A 16,688-nucleotide genomic window follows, 5' to 3' on the forward strand; every position below is an offset into this window, starting at 1 on the left:
AGCATACGTCCTACAGTAGCTACACCAATGAAAGGAGAGTCTATGTATGCATCGCCGGAGACGAGTATAACATCACACTGTTTCCAGCCTAAAGCATCCATCTCTTGTCTGGTAGTAGGTAAAAAACGTTTTGCTTCTTTAAGATCAAGTTTACTCATTGGGTTACCTTCTTAATACTATAAGATCAACATTAAGTGCCTTCTTCATAGTGATTATTTTCGTATTATAGCCAATAAGTGTGAATTCTCAATATCGCATATAATATGACTTTCTATATTTTGGTACAATAATACTATCTACATCGATTCCAAAAGGAAATACACATGAAACAAGAGCCGATAGCAGAGACTAAGTTTAATCCTTTTTCCAATATATGGGTGATGGTTATTCTTATGATGCTTGGATTTCAATTATTTAATTATATGGCTGTTCAAGAACAGAGTGAAACCCTTTCTTATAATGAATTTAAAAGCAAAATAGACCAAAACATCATTAAAGAGATTCGTGTGAATGGTGATGAAGTTGTGGCAACGCTAAAAGTCGGACTAGGTGAAAATGCAAGATATTATAGAACAACACTTCCTCCCTTTGAAGATAAAACATTTTTAGAATTACTTGAAAAGAATCAGGTTGATATGCATATAAAGTCACAAAAAGAGTCAAACTTTTGGCTTTCTTTTTTCATGCTGCTACCTCTTTTTGTCTTTTTGGGATTTATTTTCTACAGTTCACGGCGCATGAAAGAACAGTTAGGTGGTATGGGAGGAGGAGGCTTATTTGACTTTATGAACTCTACAGCAAAAAAATATGCTAAACAAGAAGTTTCTGTTACTTTTGATGATGTGGCTGGTGTAGAAAATGCCAAAATAGAACTTTATGAAGTCGTTGACTTTCTTAAAAATCCTGATAAATACGAACAGATAGGTGCCAAGATACCTAGAGGTATTTTACTGATGGGATCGCCTGGTACGGGTAAAACCCTTTTAGCAAAAGCTGTAGCTGGTGAAGCTGAAGTCCCTTTCTTTTCTATCAGTGGGTCAGAGTTTGTAGAGATGTTTGTAGGGGTAGGGGCAGCAAGAGTACGTGATCTTTTTAAGAAAGCAAAAAAAGAAGCTCCTGCTATCATCTTCATCGATGAGATAGATTCTGTAGGACGTGCCAGAGGGGCAGGAATAGGTGGTGGTCATGATGAAAAAGAACAAACACTTAACCAGATCTTGGCAGAGATGGATGGATTTGAATCAGAAGAACAGGTAGTGGTCATTGCAGCGACTAACCGTCCTGATGTCTTGGATTTTGCATTGTTAAGACCTGGAAGATTTGATCGTAAAATAACATTGAGTTTACCTGATGTCCATGCCAGAGAAAAGATATTGAATATACATATACGTAAAGTACAAAAAGATGACTCTGTCGATCTGGCAAAGGTAGCCAAGATATCTATCGGTTTTTCTGGTGCTGACCTGGCTAACCTTGTCAATGAAGCAGCGATGCATGCGGCTAGAGAAGGTCAGAAATATGTGACACAAGATAATTTCATGTATGCACGTGATCGTATACTTATGGGTGTAGAGCAAGAGTTTGTTCTGGATGAAAAAGATAAGAAAAGAGTCGCTATCCACGAGAGTGGGCATGTCTTGGCTGCACTTTTGCTTGAACATGCAGACCCTATAGAGAAGGTGAGTATTATTCCTAGAGGACAGGCACTTGGTATGACGGAACAGCTGCCTCTTAAAGATATCAAAAATTTCCCTCAAGCCTATCTGCTTGATAAGATCGGTGTAATGCTTGGAGGGAGGGTTGCAGAGCGTACATTGCTAGGAGATCTCTCTTCTGGTGCGGCAAATGATCTTAAAGAAGCCACAAGCCTAGCAACCCATATGGTCAGCCAATGGGGTATGAGTGAATTACTTGGACCGGTCTATTATCAAAAAGGTGAAGATCATGTTTTCCTGGGTCGTGAGATGGCTATGCCAAAAGATTTCAGTGAAGCTACGGCAAAGATCATTGATAATGAAGTTCGTAAGATCATTACAGAGAAAGAGGAAGAGCTAATGAACCTTTTTAAAACACATAAAAAAGAGATCATAACACTTTCAGATAAATTGGTAGAAAAAGAGTTGATATATGCTGATGAGATCAAGACTCTGACAGGTCTTTAAATAAAATGGCTGTATCTAGTCTATAAAAACCTTTAAGCTCTTCGTACAGATAAGGAAAATATCTTTTGAATGCTTTTGGGCTCTCAAAAAAACGTTCACTGCATACAGCAAAAAATTCAGCTTCATTTTTTAGTGCATAGGACCCTAGGAAGAGTGATTTTTTTGAACTTACCTTATCATCTCTTTGCTCTCTTAACGTATCAAAGGCATTAGAAAAGACATTAGACCAAGTACGATAGTTGGAGCCATCAAGTACCGGTGTACCATCTGCAAAACCGTCTTCAAAATCTAATTCATGGGCAAACTCATGGATAATGACATTGTCTTTGTGTTGCTGTGTTATATCATATTTTATATCCTGCCATGATATGACTACTGTACCATTAGCAGATTGGCCTTCTAAGACAGATTTTTCCGTATGGTTTATGCCACCACTTGAGTGTGTTTCATTGACTATGAAGTGTTTTGGGTAGATGATGACTGTGCTTACATCATCTTTATCACCAAGATCAAATCCAAGCCGCATCAAACAGGCATAAAATGCAATGATCACTTTGATCTCATCGTTAATGGTCATTTTCGCGCCAACAAACTCTTTATTCTCTATAAAGGTCAGAATTAAAAGTTGTATTTTTTCTTTATGCAGGGGCGATAAGATATTGTATTGGTGTATATTTTGCAGTATGTTTTCATAGGGTTGTGGAAAAGGCATTGATTTAAGTTTTTTGTACTGCCACATTCGACGAAAATACTTTATACTTTGCCAAAAAAGGAATAGTCCAGCTAAAGCAAAAAGAAATTGTATCAGCAGTAGATAATAGTTCATCATCATTATGGCGTTAATTTTTTACCATCTATAAGTACTCTAAAGAATCTTACAGCCCAGAAGATGAACATTACAAGCCAAGCCGTTACAGAAATATCAAAAAGAACCATAATGTTCCATCCCATGGATGATACCAAAGAAACCAATATACGCATTGCAACCACTACTTGTGTCCAGTAAAAAAGCAGTGTTGTCCATTTATCTGCATGCATGATGTTCCCAGAGTGTCCCAGCGTTACACGTGTTCCAAAACCTATAAGAATAGTAAAGACAAAACCCAAAATGAGACTATGTGTATCTAAAGCAAGAAAGTGGATATCAGTAATGAGTGATATAAAGTTAGTGAAACCACCCAGGAAAAAGCCAACTGGAACCCAATAGAGTGAAATATGCAGGATCCAAAGCAGGGGATTTGGATTTGGAAAAGGAAGTTCCCAGCTAAGGAGTTCTTTCACTATGACATATGCTAAAGCAAAGTCAACGAGAAATGAGCTATTGGTATAGATCCCCTCTAGCAGTATATGAAATGAGAGAAGTAAAAAAACAGTTTTTAATAACTTCTGGTTTTTCTCATTCATGCAATGAGAGAAGAACGGTACCATACGCTGCGCTACGGAAAATGTAAGTAAAAAAAGATAAAGATACATGGCTATTTCAGTAGCAAGACCCATTAAGGGCATATAAAATATCTGTGCCACAATAAATAAGAAATGGGAGAAAATCCCAAAGCCCATAGATATGAGTATCCAAAAGATATCATGTTTATCTTCCATGGTCGTCGTGCTATACATATTTTTTAGTATTAAAAAGCCTCTTACGTGTGTATAAAACACAAGAAGCAGCGCTATAGCTGATAGAAAAGGGCTAACGATACTTCCAAGAAGAAACAATATGGCACCAAAATAAAGAACCGTAAAAATATGTATATAACTCTTTTTTGCGACAGCTTCGGTAGAGGTAAATCTGGGAAATGTTGTAAATAGAAAACCTAAAAATACCGGAGTGAACATAAGGTAGGTCAATCCATAAAAATGAAAATTAGTTGGAGACAAAGAAAGAAAAAGATATCCTTTGTAAGCAAGTAAAAAGACGATCATAGTCACTATAGCATTAACAAAGGCTAAAATAAAGAAAGGTTGGTGAGGTTGTGAAAAAAAGTAATTTTCATTTTGATCTTCACTAAATTGCATACGCATAGCTCTTCCTTAGTTTTATACTAATCATAGCACAAAATATGAGGATAAGAAATTGATTTAGAGCAAGAAAGAAATTCTTGCTCGTACAGGATTATTTAAAATCAGGTTTTGGCGTACTAAGTGTACTTTCTGGAAGTTGTGGATATGTGATCTCTGGTTTTCTACCTTTAAGCGTCTTTAGGAATGTAACGATCTCTTCAGCTTCCGCATCTGAGACTTCTATTCCCAATTGTGTACTACCCATCTCTTGAATCGCTTCAGAAAGGCTCCATATAGCACCATTATGATAATAAGGTGCTGTCTCTGTAATATTTCTCAACGTAGGTGTTTTAACCATACCATTTGCATCTCCCTTAAAATCACCAAGATCAGCAAACTTGTATTTAGCAGTCAGTTCAAATGGCTGCATGGTTCCACCGAGTGCTACACCAGTATGACAACTTGCACAACCTTTATCGATGAAAGTATCGAGTCCCTTTTTTTCGGCATCAGTCAGTGCATCAGCTTTTCCATTTAAAAAATCATCATATCTTGATGGAGTGACCAATGTCCTTTCAAAGATACCGATGGTAGATGTGATCGTCTCAAAATCTACTTTTACATCTTTTCCGTAGGCCTTTTTAAACTCTTCTACATAATCTGGGATGGAGTTGATCCTCTCTTCGACCAATGATTTTGGTGCTGCCATCTCTGGTGCTGCCTGCATTGGACCTTGTGCTTGATCTTCAAGGTGAGGGCTTCTGCCGTTCCAGAACTGTGTCTTATAAAATACAGCATTATATACAGTTGGTGAATTAAGGTGATGTGGATTTGCTGTCCATTGGTGTCCTACTGCTGCAGAAACACCATCTGCTCCTCCAAGTCCAATATTATGGCAGGTATTACAAGAGATGATACCACTTTTAGAGAGTCTTGGCTCAAAATAGAGTTTTTTACCCAATTCTACTTTTTTAGGTGTGATAGTTTTATTGGGATCAATAAGCTTCATCAGTTCAGCATGATCTGAAGGAATGGCTACCAGACCATAACTCTTTGCTTTTTGCGCAACTGATACGTCTGAAGCGCTACTCAATGTTAGAAAAAGTGCTGCCGCTAATGTTGTACTTAGCAATTTGTCTATTTTCATTTTAATCCCTTTTGACAATTCATAATTTAAAACCCATATCCATGTAAGCATCCGTCTTCTTTACATTTATTGATCATTTTTGGAAAGAGAACAAACCATTGAAAATATCCAATAACAGTATAAAGAATCCAATTAACTAATACAAATAGAAAGAAAGATTCATGAGATAAAAAATAGTTATGCGCATTAAATAGATCATTAAGATAAAGCGTGATAATACCTGCAGGAAAGATAAGAATACTCTCTATACCAACAAATAGAGTTTCTACATTTTGATGATTAGATGTAAATATATAGTATGTTGTTACCAATAGAATGATTAATTGAATTGTTATCCATAATTTAAGTGTAAATGTTTTTTCTAAATTCATTGCATCTCCATATATTATAATTATAATATCTTTATCTTATAGTAAGATAAGTATAGGAGAAGAGTGTGAAGTATTTGTGAAGATAGATCTCGTTACATCGTTTTAAATATAACGAGATTATTATTATCTAGGATTGATCTTCTTAAATTTTGTACCTTCCATCGTGAAGCTACCCATGAATCCTTTAGAGTCAAAAACAAATGCTACGATATCATCTTCGAATTCAACATCATCAAGTTCTTCTTTTGAGTTCCATTCAGCGGCAACGATCTTTCCATCCACACCTGTTTCCCATTCATCATCATCCTCATCCTTAAGGAACTTTTCAAGTGCAGCATCCGTAGTAAAAGCGATGATCATAGAGTACTCTTGTATACCCATTTGAAATCCAACAGATGCGGTCATGATCTCGTAGTATCCTAATGTTTTTCGCTTATGTCTTAAGACACCTTCACCATACTTGCCACCAATAAAGAATCCTCCCTCTTTGATCTCTGGAAAAACAAGAAATGCTTTGGCATTCACTAAAAATGGATCTCCACCTGGTGTTTCGTCAATAAATTGATTGATCGCCATATTTGCATCATGATCAAGTTCTTTAGCAGTTGATTTAGCCATAGTAAATGTAGAGAGTCCTACAAGTAGTGCAAGCAATAAAGCTTTGTATTTGAATATGTTCATTGTAAACCCTTATTTTAAATATAATTTGATTAAATTATATCATAGCAGGGTTACTGTTACATTTAATTAGAAATAAATTGTTTAGATTGAAAGTTTGTTTTTTAGTACACCATACAAGATGTACTAAGAGGAGGGGAGGAAGCTTAGTTTCTACTTCCTTGACCACCGTTACGGCTGTCACGTCCACCGCCACTGCGACCTCCACGATCTCCGCCGCCAGAACGTCCGTTACGACCATGTCTACTACGACCACCGCCGCCTCCACCACTTCTGTTACCACGGTAACCACCACGGTTACGACCACCGCCGCCTCCGCCACCACGGTTTTGCATTGCTCTCTCGATGAGAAGTTCTATTTCTTCAAGGCCAAGACCGATATTGTCTTTACCTTTTACAAAATTCTCTTCTTGTACCAAAGAAGCAAGCAAATGAGCGATAGTCACGATGTCTAAGTCATGCTGAAGTGTTTTAACAAGGTTAATAGCATTTTCAGTTACTTTTGTCTCAGCGATTTTAGTGATGAGGGCGTCCGAACGGTTATTTTGTACTTCCATACGTGTAGGGATAACTTGTGTAGTCATTGTTGCACCTACATCTTTTTCGATACGTTTAATGGTTCTAAGTTCGTTTGGACTAACAAGAGTGATAGCCTCACCAGATTTACCACCACGACCTGTACGGCCAATACGGTGAACATAGGACTCAGAGTCAAAAGGGATGTGGTAGTTGAAAACGTGAGTCACATCATTGACATCAAGTCCACGTGCAGCAACATCTGTAGCGATAAAGATATCTATACCACCACTTTTAAATGCACGGATAGTGACTTCTCTTTGCTTTTGCTCCATATCTCCATGAAGTCCAGAAACTTTGAAACCTTGTGCAGTCATGTGGGCAACAAGTCTATCTACTTCTTTTTTCATACGACAGAAAATAATACATTTTTCTGGGTTTTTATAGTCGATGAGTCTTACAAGTGCATCATCTCTTTCTCTTTCTTGTACTACATAGTAATATTGTGTAATTTTTGTATTTGTTTTCTCAGACTTTGTGATAGAAACTGTCTTAGGTGTTTTTAAGATCTGCTCTGCAAGTTTTCTGATAGCATTTGGCATAGTTGCTGAGAACATAAGTGTTTGACGTTCTTTTGGTAGGAATGTAAAAATATTTTTGATCTCATCCAGGAAACCCATATCTAGCATTTCATCTGCTTCATCAAGAACAACAAATTGAGGGTTGATTTTGATCTTACCGCTCATAAGAAGGTCTTGTAGTCTACCTGGTGTGGCTACTACGATAGAAGCTTGTTTGATACGGTCAATTTGTTTACCATACGGTGTACCACCATAAACGGTTGCTGTTTTAAGACCAGATTTTTGACCAAAACGGAAAAGCTCGTCACTAACCTGCATTGCAAGCTCACGTGTAGGAACGATAACAAGTCCTTCTACAGAACCGTCAGCTTTCATCATACTCATAATAGGTAGACCAAATGCAGCAGTTTTACCTGTACCTGTCTGTGCTTGTGCAACGATGTCGTGACCTTCTAATACTATAGGTATAGCGTCTTTTTGAACGGGGCTTGGTTCTGTAAATCCTGCGTCTGTTACAGCCGCTTGAATAGTCTCTTTTAAATTAAAATCAGTAAATTTCATATATTGTTTTCTTTATGTTGTTATTTTGGTGGGGTGGTAAGGTCTTGGCGATAGAACGGTTCTAAAGTTACAAGCATATTATCTGGCACTATATGCCGATAGCCCCCATCGCTTAGCGAAAGTGGGGTGCACCCTGTTTTATGCAACTTGATACCAAACTATCACACGTCAATGCGCGGTAAATAGGAGATACATTTTATCATGTATCTAAATAAGGAGTTTGATACTCTCTTGCAGAAAAGTTCGGAATTATAGCTAAATAAATCAGAAAAAGCTAGGGTTATATCTATTTCTTATGTATTTTTAAACAATTTGTTATATTAATGGTTTGTTTAAATACATGATATAACGTAATCATAAGCAGTCTAAAGTTAGAGTAATCCCATCGCTAACTTTGCATCATCTGTCATACTGTCTTGCCCCCATGGTGGATCAAAAACAATTTCAACATCTATATCTTCAAGTCCTTCCTGACGTGCAGCAATACTTTTAACCAAGTCAATGATCACTTGTGAAAATGAACATGTAGCAGAGGTTAGGGTCATTGTTATCTTACATTTTTTCATCATAGAGACTTCATCAGTCCATGTATCAATGTTATAGATAAGTCCAAGATCATAGACATTTACTGGAAGTTCAGGATCATAGATCTCTCTAAGGTGTCCTATGATCTTCTCTGTCATCTCTTCATCTGTTGGCTGAGAGTCTATAAATCTCTGTCTCTCATCAGCCATTTTATCGTTGATACTTTTTACTTGGTTTTCGCTGCTCATTATGAATTTCCTTGTTCATTACATTTTTGTGCGTAGGCATAGACCATTTTTAAAAATGCTTCTAAACTCTGTTGACGCACAGGGGAGAGAAGTTCTACAATGCCCATGTCATGAAGTTTAGCTGGGTCAAAATTGAGTATCTCTTCAGGGGAACGGTTTGCAAAAATGCTTAAAAGTAGTGTAAGCATCCCTTTTGCCATTTCCGAAGTACCTTCTCCACGTAAAATAAGTTTGCCGTCTTTACATTCACCTACAAGCCATGCGGCAGATGCACAACCTTGTACAAAGGTTGTTTCATTTTTTTCTTCTTCCGGTAAAATGGTATGTTTTTTTCCTAAGTCAAAAATATACTCAAGTTTATCGTTTGCATCAGGGAAGAGGTCAAAATCCTCTTTGTACTGGTCTATAGTTTCTTGCATGGTCATTTTTTGCTCCTTTATAAGGGTAAATTATTGGTGTGCTTTATAAAACACTTCTTCAAATGCACTTTTGATGCGTTCTTGCTGCCTACTATCTTTCACTTCTTCTATGAGCGTATTTGCAAAGGCTATCACAAGTATTTTCCTCGCTTCTATATGACTAATACCACGGCTTTGTAGATAAAAAAGTTGTTTTTCATCTAATTGTCCTGTGGTTGAACCATGTGAAGCTTCTAGTTCATCGATATAGATCTCCAGTTGAGGCTTCGATGCCATATAGGCTTTTTTGTGAAGCAAAATCGACTTGGCATTTTGCTCTGCTTTAGTGAACTTAGCCGAGTGTTCTACACGTATGAGTGCATCAAATATCCCTCTGGATTCTCCATCTAGGATATTTTTGGCTATTTGTTTAGAGGTAGAGTGTTCACCACGATGTATGATTTGTGAGACCGTACCACGTTTTGAGTCTGCATTTACATAGAGAAGGTGTCCTGCATCTATATGCGCGTACTCTGAGAGTTCTACTTTAAGCAACTGTAAGGATTGATCACCACCAAGGTCAAAGCTTTTGAGGATAGCATTGGCATTTTTTCCTACATTGACCCGATGTGAAGCCACCATGCTATACTGTTTGTTTTCCATCGTTTGAAGCTTTTTCACTCTAAGTGTAGAATCTTGGGCAATATGCATATCATAGCCGTATAACACTAAACTGTTTTCTATATTGTCAGCTACAAAGTTTTCATAGACACTTGCATGACGATTGGCTTGGTTAGACAGTACTATACGGTAGTTGATCAATGCATTACTTTGTGTAAATCTGTGCTCTATCTCCACTTCCGCATCACCGTCTATTTCTATCTTAATGGTATGAGGGCAGAGCAGGTGACCAAGGTAATAGAGTGGATCAAAATGTTCCATGTCTAACTTCTTGCCGGCTTCAAAATTGATACGCATGCCTTTAGGTGCGGATACTACCACCCCATCAACTATCTCTATTATAGGACCTTCAGTAATGGTCTTAGGTAGATAATCCAAGGTCTTATAGTCAACGTCTAAAAGTTTTTCTATATCAAAGTAATGATACTGTTCTGTTTTTTTGTGTGGAAGACCCAATGAAACAAATTTTTCTACTAATTCATCACGTCCTTGCACACCTAAAGTCGTTGCGACTTCTTTTTGGCTTTGGTTTTTTAGATTTAAGAGTTTCATTACTCCTCCTCTATGGCATCATACCCGTTCTCTTCTAGTTGGGCTACTAACTCTGGTCCTGCAGTTTTAATCACTTTTCCATCTTTCAGTACATGGATATAATCTGGCTCAATGTAGTCAAGAATTCTTGAGTAGTGTGTGATAACCAAGAACGTACGTTTACCGTCTTTCATTTTGTTAATACCTTCAGAAACAGCTCTTAATGCATCAATGTCTAGACCAGAATCAATCTCATCTAGTATGATCACTTCTGGCTCTAAGATGAGCATTTGAAGTATTTCATTACGCTTTTTCTCACCACCAGAGAAACCTTCATTCAATGAACGGCTGATCATGTCTGATTTCATACCTAACATCTCTAGGTGACTTTTCATAAGACGTAAAAACTCTGCAGCATTTAACTCTTCTTTGCCTTCGTGTTTACGTTTGGCATTGAGCGCTGTTCTTAAAAAGTATGCATTGTTTACACCTGGTATCTCTACTGGGTGTTGGAAAGAAAGGAAGATACCCTCCAGGGCTCTCTCTTCTGCTTCCATCTCTTTAATGCTTTTACCTTTATATATGATGTCTCCACCAGTTACCTCTACATCGTAGTGTCCTACAAGTGCTTTAGAAAGCGTTGATTTACCAGCACCGTTTGGTCCCATAATGGCATGTACTTTTCCAGGTTCTAGCTCTAGGTTAAGCCCTTTAAGTATCTGCTTGTCACCTATCTTTGCTTGTAAATTCTCTATTTTCATAATACTCATCCTACACTTCCTTCTAATGTTAATTCTAATAATGCTTTGGCTTCCACCGCGTACTCCATAGGGAGCTGGCTAAAGACTTGTTTACAGAAACCATGAACGATCATGCTCACGGCATCTTCTTCGTTGATACCTCTTTGACGTAAGTAAAAGAGTTGTTCGTCACTTATTTTAGACGTGGTCGCCTCGTGTTCTATTTGCCCTAGTGTGTCTTTAGACTCTAGGTAAGGGAAAGTATGTGCACCACATTCAGACCCTATGAGTAGTGAGTCACACTCAGAGTAGTTTCTGGCACCCTCTGCAGAAGCGTTGACCTTCACGAGCCCTCTGTAGGTATTTTGCCCTTTCATGGCAGAGATACCTTTAGAGATGATGGTAGAACTGGTGTTCTTACCAATGTGTATCATTTTAGTTCCCGTATCTGCCTGTTGGGCTAGGGTAGTGACTGCCACTGAATAGAATTCACCCACTGAGTTATCACCTTTTAAGATACAGCTTGGGTATTTCCAAGTGATGGCAGAACCTGTTTCGACCTGTGTCCAGGAAACTTTTGCATTTTCTCCTTCACAGATAGCACGTTTTGTTACAAAGTTGTAGATCCCGCCTTTACCTGTCTCATCGCCAGGGTACCAGTTTTGTATAGTAGAGTATTTGATCTCTGCATCTTTGAGTATGACCAGTTCAACCACCGCAGCGTGTAATTGATTGTCATCACGTGTAGGTGCAGAACACCCTTCATTGTAGCTCACATGTGACCCCTCATCGGCGATGATAAGCGTACGCTCAAATTGCCCTGTATTCATAGCATTGATCCTAAAATATGTACTAAGCTCCATCGGGCAACGCACACCTTTAGGGATATACACAAAAGTACCGTCGGTAAATACAGCAGAGTTCAGTGCTGCAAAATAGTTGTCAGCCATAGGTACTACAGAGAACATATATTTTTTGACAAGTTCAGGATGATCTTTGATCGCTTCTGAGATAGAACAAAAAATGACACCATGTTTCTCAAGTTCCTCAGAGTATGTCGTCTTTACAGAGACAGAATCCACAACTGCATCGACGGCAACTTTTACACCGGCAAGTTGCTTTTGCTCATCTAGTGAAATACCTAGTTTTTCATAGGCTTCTAAGATCTTTGGATCAACCTCATCTAAACTGTCTATACCTTCTTTAGGTGCAGAAAAGTAAGATATAGACTGATAGTCTACAGGCTCATACTCTACATGTGCCCATGTAGGCTCTGTCATAGTTTCCCATTTCTTGAGTGCTTTGAGGCGAAGCTCTAACATCCATTCTGGTTCTTCTTTTTTCTTAGAGATGAACGCAATGGTATTCTCGTCCAGCCCCGGTGGAACTGTTTCAGTTTCGATATCTATCTCAAAACCGAGTGCATATTCGCCCGAGACAGCTTTATCTAATCCTTCATTTGCCATTTAAAATCCTTATATAGATTATTTTCGTCTTTTGCATTTTATAGCATAAAAGTTTGGTTGGGTCAAGTGTTTTTGATAATTAGGACTAAATTCATCTTATTTATCATTTTTGAATATACTGCAACTAACCTTCAAATAACTTTTGTAGTTGATTAATATCCTGCAAAAGGCTAAAAAGTGGATTTTTTTATCACCTCTGATATGGACCTAAATGTAGGATTCTCAGATCGGTAAAAAATACCAATACTATGGGTCATTTTCAATACTTTATGCATTGCCTAGGGTAGGTTGCTACTGTCATAACACTCTTTAATTAGTGGCGCATTTTCCAATAAGTATGTAATTCCTAAGATAGACGCTTTTGTTTTAATGCTTGCAAGTTTTGTGAAACAAAATTCCAATTAATCAGTCCCCACCATTTATCAAGATAAACTGCTCTTGCATTTCTATTATCTATGTAGTATGCGTGCTCCCATACATCACAGGTCATTAAAGGCGTATGATCTGATAGAAGAGGATTACCGGCATTTGAAAATGACTCTAAGACCAATGAACCTGAATCATCTATACTCAGCCATAACCATCCTGAACCAAAGAAACCTTCAGCAGCCTCCAAAAAGAACTCTTTAAACGCTTCAAAAGATCCAAAGTCATTGATGAATAATTCTAATAGATCTTTAGATGGAGCAGATATTTTTTTGCTCATTCCATTAAAATAAAAATTATGATTGAATACCTGAGCTGCATTGTTAAATATAGCATTATCAGATGTTTTAACAATCTCTTCAAGGCTGAGATCTTCATATTTAGTGTCTTTTATCAAGGTGTTGAGCTTATTGATATATCCTGCATGATGTTTTCCATGATGATATTGTAATGTCTCTTTTGAAATATATGGCTCCAAGGCACTTTCATCAAAAGGTAAATCCATTAACGTATGTGTCATATTTATCCTTTTATACTTTCATTCGAGAAAGCATTATTATCTTATACTAATATAGAATGTGTGCACTGAATGTGTAGTTTTATGGTCCTGATCTAGTAGAAGCATTCACTACTAAATCCTTCTAATGGCATATTTTATTAAACAGGGCTTCATATAGCGATTAATGCTGTTAAAAAACATTATGGTACTATATTTATTCATTACAAGCTGGGAAGCAGAAATGGTAAATAGAAGATGTAATTTAAGTTTTAAATTATTCCATAAGGTCATTGAGTTGTTACTAAAAAGGTAACCATGAACTTTGTTTATCATAAGGAAGGATCAAACATGCCTAGACTCTCCATTAAAACGCATATATTCACCATTTTTCTATTGCTTGTCGGTGTAGTATCCTTCTCTCTTCTTTTTTCTCAATACTACTTCAGCGAAAAGCTTGCCATTGACTCGACCCATAAAACCTTTCGTATCATTTCAAAAAATATCAGTGAGCACATACATAAAGAAGCTGTTGCTACAAGAAAAATCATAAACCTAAAAAGCAATCATAAAAACTTACTCGAACCTATTACCTTTAACCCTCTGCATCCTTTTTTCGATCATATGGTACAAGTTTTGGAGAGGAGCTCTAATCTTCATGCTATCTATTTTGTACATCCTGATGGAAGATTCTATGAAGTGATCCATATGCAAGACAGACCTCGTTTATTCAAAACCTTTCATGAACCTGAATCTACACACTGGACTATAGTTACTATTATTGACAATCAGCAACAAAACGCTTTTTTGGATAAAGATTTTGAACTCATAAGCCAAACACGCTTTGATAAAAAGTATGATCTACATAGCCGTCCATGGTATGTTAAAGCTCTGAACTCCACAAATATTATTACTACGCTGCCTTATCTATTTTCTAATAGCCATCAAATGGGTGTCACTTATGCCAAACAAATTGAAACAAAAGGTATCGTTCTTGCGTTGGATTACACCATGTCACAGTTAAATGAAATTTTAGCTTTACAAAGGTTTGATCAAAAATCAGAAGTTTTTCTTGTTGACAACGATGCTAAGAAGTTTGCTTCTTCTGCATTTCCTGACAGTGATACATCTCTTCAAACACAACTACTTGATACAGAACTTGCACAGGCACTTAAAGAGAGAGGAACAGAAGAGATCATTAAATACTCTGAGGGTGAAAATAACTATTTTGTAATGTTTGCTCCATTGATTAGTAAAGATAAATTCCTGGGTATAAAAATAGATGCAGATGCACTACTAAAGCCGTATAAGGAAAATATCCAATATGCATTACTGATTGCTTTTATTCTATTACTGTTAGCGATACCATTTATTTTCTTCAGTACCAATCTTATTGTAAAACCTATACGAGCACTGATTTTAGAAAATACCAAGATCAAAGAGAGGGAATATGCTGACGTGAATGCCATAGATACGAATATCATTGAATTTGAAGCACTTTCAAATTCTCAAGTCTCCATGTCAAAAAGTATTCAGGCCTATGAAATATCACAAGAAGAACTACTAGATGCCATTATCAAAGTAATGGCTGAAGCCATTGATACTAAATCACCGTATACTGGAAAGCACTGTGCCCGCGTCCCCGAAATAGCAAAAGATCTTCTTGATGAAGCCAATCGCTCTACATTAGATGCCTTTAAAACATTTTCTCTGAGATCAAAAGATGAACTCAGAGAATTTCAAATAGGTGCCTGGTTACATGACTGCGGAAAGGTTACTACTCCGGAATATGTAGTAGATAAGGCAACAAAGCTTGAAACCATTTATAATAGGATCCATGAGATACGTATGCGATTTGAAGTGCTTTGGCGTGATGCACAAATAGAATATTTGCAAGATAAGATATCACTTGAAGTCCTTGAAGAACGCCAAATACGTTTGCGTGAAGATTTTGCATTTATCGCTTCTGCTAACGTAGGAAGTGAGTTTATGGAAGAGTCGCAGCAAGCACGCATTAAAGATATAGCACAAATGGAGTGGCAACGATACTTTGATGATACACTCGGATTAGGTCCCATAGAGACGCTACGCTATACAGACAAGAAGAATGAAGTACTTCCTGTCACAGAAAATCTGCTAAGTGACAAAACACATCATATAGTACCTCGTGAAGATTTTGATTATGATGCCTATGCTTCTGAAGGTTTTAAACTTGAGGTACCGGAGTATCTTTATAACTATGGTGAAATTTATAATTTATGTATAGACAAAGGAACATTAAGCCCTGAAGAAAGATATAAGATTAATGAGCACGTCATTATGAGTATTAAAATGCTTGAAAAAATTCCTTTCCCTTCTCATCTTACTAAAATACCAGAATATGCAGGAACACATCATGAAACACTTATAGGGACAGGCTACCCTAAAAAACTTACTAAAGATGAGCTTTCCATACCTGCACGTATTATGGCCATTGCAGATATTTTTGAAGCATTAACAGCATCTGATAGACCCTATAAAAAAGCTAAAACCCTTTCTGAATCCATAAAGATCATGAGCTTCATGGTAAAGGATAAACATATTGATGAAGATCTGTTTAAACTGTTTTTAACCAGTGGTATTTACAAAAACTATGCAGAGAAACATCTAAAACCTGAACAGATAGATGAGATAAATATTGAAAGTTATCTATAAGCCTCACTCTGTAGAAATACGTTATTATCTTTGTATGTAAGTATCAAGATTTCATAAAGTAGGTAAATATTAAGAGTAAATGATAAATGTAAAAAACCTTATAAAACCTCCTATATAGAACATTTTATAAGGTTTTCAATTGAAGGGGTAAGGTTTATGCCTCGCAAACGTAGCTATAGCGATAAACGTTATAAAATATGTTACCTTATAAGGTTTTCATTTTTCAGGGAAAAAATTATTTTTTGACAAGTAGATTTATATAAAATGATATACTAAAAAAATACACAAGCGTTTATACATCGTATTATGAAAAATTTAGTTTAAAAGGATTCATATGAAAAAGTTTATAGGGGTAATGACGATTCTCGCATTACCATGTTTGATGTTAGCACAACAGGTTTCTTCTCCAAAAACTGGAGAAGATAGTGATGGTTCTGTCTTGCCATTTCCCGAACCTCCTTCTGCA

The 16,688-nt window shown here is 36.9% G+C and carries 15 protein-coding genes; 2 read left to right on the top strand and 13 right to left on the bottom strand.

Translation table 11 applies throughout. The features are described 5' to 3' along the window. The coding region (locus tag WBM70_RS01135; RefSeq protein WP_424556695.1) for a hypothetical protein at window positions 1–158 on the bottom strand (158 nt) is incomplete at its 3' end. Between the two features lie 165 nt (window positions 159–323). On the opposite strand from WBM70_RS01135, the gene ftsH reads away from it, so the two are divergent. Then, on the top strand, window positions 324–2,162 hold the full coding sequence (gene ftsH, locus WBM70_RS01140; protein WP_424556681.1) for an ATP-dependent zinc metalloprotease FtsH: 1,839 nt from the start codon (window positions 324–326) through the stop codon (window positions 2,160–2,162). Here the strand turns inward: ftsH and WBM70_RS01145 are convergent. The 12 genes from WBM70_RS01145 to WBM70_RS01200 all read right to left on the bottom strand — a co-directional run bounded on the left by WBM70_RS01145 (window position 2,140) and on the right by WBM70_RS01200 (window position 13,552). After that, the gene (locus WBM70_RS01145; protein WP_424556682.1) at window positions 2,140–2,988 is read right to left on the bottom strand and encodes a zinc-dependent peptidase; all 849 of its coding nucleotides are present in this window, start codon (window positions 2,986–2,988) and stop codon (window positions 2,140–2,142) included. The two genes, ftsH and WBM70_RS01145, sit on opposite strands and share 23 nt — an antisense overlap. 5 nt (window positions 2,989–2,993) lie before the next feature. Continuing rightward, entirely contained in the window at window positions 2,994–4,184 is a 1,191-nt protein-coding gene (locus tag WBM70_RS01150; RefSeq protein WP_424556683.1) for an NnrS family protein, read from the bottom strand. A 91-nt stretch (window positions 4,185–4,275) separates the two neighbouring features. Further along, window positions 4,276–5,310, bottom strand: coding sequence for a cytochrome-c peroxidase (locus WBM70_RS01155; protein WP_424556684.1), 1,035 nt, complete (start codon window positions 5,308–5,310; stop codon window positions 4,276–4,278). Window positions 5,311–5,336: 26 nt separating this feature from the next. Continuing rightward, window positions 5,337–5,681: a hypothetical protein gene (locus WBM70_RS01160; RefSeq protein ID WP_424556685.1), complete on the bottom strand. Its 345-nt coding sequence runs from the start codon at window positions 5,679–5,681 to the stop codon at window positions 5,337–5,339. Window positions 5,682–5,804: 123 nt separating this feature from the next. After that, a complete protein-coding gene (locus tag WBM70_RS01165; protein ID WP_424556686.1) occupies window positions 5,805–6,362 on the bottom strand; it encodes a YSC84-related protein in 558 nt (185 codons plus the stop codon). A gap of 143 nt (window positions 6,363–6,505) precedes the next feature. Further along, window positions 6,506–8,017, bottom strand: coding sequence for a DEAD/DEAH box helicase (locus WBM70_RS01170; protein ID WP_424556687.1), 1,512 nt, complete (start codon window positions 8,015–8,017; stop codon window positions 6,506–6,508). 371 nt (window positions 8,018–8,388) lie between these two features. Continuing rightward, window positions 8,389–8,790: a metal-sulfur cluster assembly factor gene (locus tag WBM70_RS01175; protein WP_424556688.1), complete on the bottom strand. Its 402-nt coding sequence runs from the start codon at window positions 8,788–8,790 to the stop codon at window positions 8,389–8,391. Next, window positions 8,790–9,215, bottom strand: a complete 426-nt coding sequence (locus WBM70_RS01180) for a SufE family protein (protein WP_424556689.1) — start codon at window positions 9,213–9,215, stop codon at window positions 8,790–8,792. The genes WBM70_RS01175 and WBM70_RS01180 overlap by 1 nt, the downstream gene beginning before the upstream one ends. Window positions 9,216–9,239: 24 nt before the next feature. After that, window positions 9,240–10,421 carry a SufD family Fe-S cluster assembly protein gene (locus WBM70_RS01185; protein WP_424556690.1) on the bottom strand — a complete coding sequence of 394 codons (1,182 nt, stop codon included), beginning with the start codon at window positions 10,419–10,421 and terminating at the stop codon, window positions 9,240–9,242. Continuing rightward, window positions 10,421–11,170 carry a Fe-S cluster assembly ATPase SufC gene (sufC, locus tag WBM70_RS01190; protein WP_424556691.1) on the bottom strand — a complete coding sequence of 250 codons (750 nt, stop codon included), beginning with the start codon at window positions 11,168–11,170 and terminating at the stop codon, window positions 10,421–10,423. The genes WBM70_RS01185 and sufC overlap by 1 nt, the downstream gene beginning before the upstream one ends. Then, window positions 11,167–12,606 carry a Fe-S cluster assembly protein SufB gene (gene sufB / locus WBM70_RS01195; RefSeq protein WP_424556692.1) on the bottom strand — a complete coding sequence of 480 codons (1,440 nt, stop codon included), beginning with the start codon at window positions 12,604–12,606 and terminating at the stop codon, window positions 11,167–11,169. Before sufB ends, sufC begins: the two co-directional genes overlap by 4 nt. A gap of 346 nt (window positions 12,607–12,952) precedes the next feature. Next, window positions 12,953–13,552 carry a superoxide dismutase gene (locus tag WBM70_RS01200; RefSeq protein ID WP_424556693.1) on the bottom strand — a complete coding sequence of 200 codons (600 nt, stop codon included), beginning with the start codon at window positions 13,550–13,552 and terminating at the stop codon, window positions 12,953–12,955. Window positions 13,553–13,879: 327 nt separating this feature from the next. On the opposite strand from WBM70_RS01200, the gene WBM70_RS01205 reads away from it, so the two are divergent. Continuing rightward, a complete protein-coding gene (locus tag WBM70_RS01205; protein WP_424556694.1) occupies window positions 13,880–16,222 on the top strand; it encodes an HD domain-containing phosphohydrolase in 2,343 nt (780 codons plus the stop codon). Window positions 16,223–16,688 lie beyond the last annotated feature (466 nt).

Source organism: Sulfurovum sp. (genome assembly GCF_049668085.1).
In the GTDB taxonomy this organism is placed as follows: domain Bacteria; phylum Campylobacterota; class Campylobacteria; order Campylobacterales; family Sulfurovaceae; genus Sulfurovum.

Excerpts from the sequence above, each read along its gene's own strand:
- WBM70_RS01155 (WP_424556684.1), bottom strand. The coding sequence starts at position 5,310 with ATGAAAATAGACAAATTGCTAAGTACAACATTAGCGGCAGCACTTTTT.
- WBM70_RS01165 (WP_424556686.1), bottom strand. The coding sequence starts at position 6,362 with ATGAACATATTCAAATACAAAGCTTTATTGCTTGCACTACTTGTAGGA.
- WBM70_RS01175 (WP_424556688.1), bottom strand. The coding sequence starts at position 8,790 with ATGAGCAGCGAAAACCAAGTAAAAAGTATCAACGATAAAATGGCTGAT.
- WBM70_RS01180 (WP_424556689.1), bottom strand. The coding sequence starts at position 9,215 with ATGACCATGCAAGAAACTATAGACCAGTACAAAGAGGATTTTGACCTC.
- sufB (WP_424556692.1), bottom strand. The coding sequence starts at position 12,606 with ATGGCAAATGAAGGATTAGATAAAGCTGTCTCGGGCGAATATGCACTC.
- WBM70_RS01145 (WP_424556682.1), bottom strand. The coding sequence starts at position 2,988 with ATGAACTATTATCTACTGCTGATACAATTTCTTTTTGCTTTAGCTGGA.
- sufC (WP_424556691.1), bottom strand. The coding sequence starts at position 11,170 with ATGAGTATTATGAAAATAGAGAATTTACAAGCAAAGATAGGTGACAAG.
- WBM70_RS01200 (WP_424556693.1), bottom strand. The coding sequence starts at position 13,552 with ATGACACATACGTTAATGGATTTACCTTTTGATGAAAGTGCCTTGGAG.
- WBM70_RS01160 (WP_424556685.1), bottom strand. The coding sequence starts at position 5,681 with ATGAATTTAGAAAAAACATTTACACTTAAATTATGGATAACAATTCAA.
- WBM70_RS01150 (WP_424556683.1), bottom strand. The coding sequence starts at position 4,184 with ATGCGTATGCAATTTAGTGAAGATCAAAATGAAAATTACTTTTTTTCA.
- WBM70_RS01170 (WP_424556687.1), bottom strand. The coding sequence starts at position 8,017 with ATGAAATTTACTGATTTTAATTTAAAAGAGACTATTCAAGCGGCTGTA.
- WBM70_RS01185 (WP_424556690.1), bottom strand. The coding sequence starts at position 10,421 with ATGAAACTCTTAAATCTAAAAAACCAAAGCCAAAAAGAAGTCGCAACG.
- ftsH (WP_424556681.1), top strand. The coding sequence starts at position 324 with ATGAAACAAGAGCCGATAGCAGAGACTAAGTTTAATCCTTTTTCCAAT.
- WBM70_RS01205 (WP_424556694.1), top strand. The coding sequence starts at position 13,880 with ATGCCTAGACTCTCCATTAAAACGCATATATTCACCATTTTTCTATTG.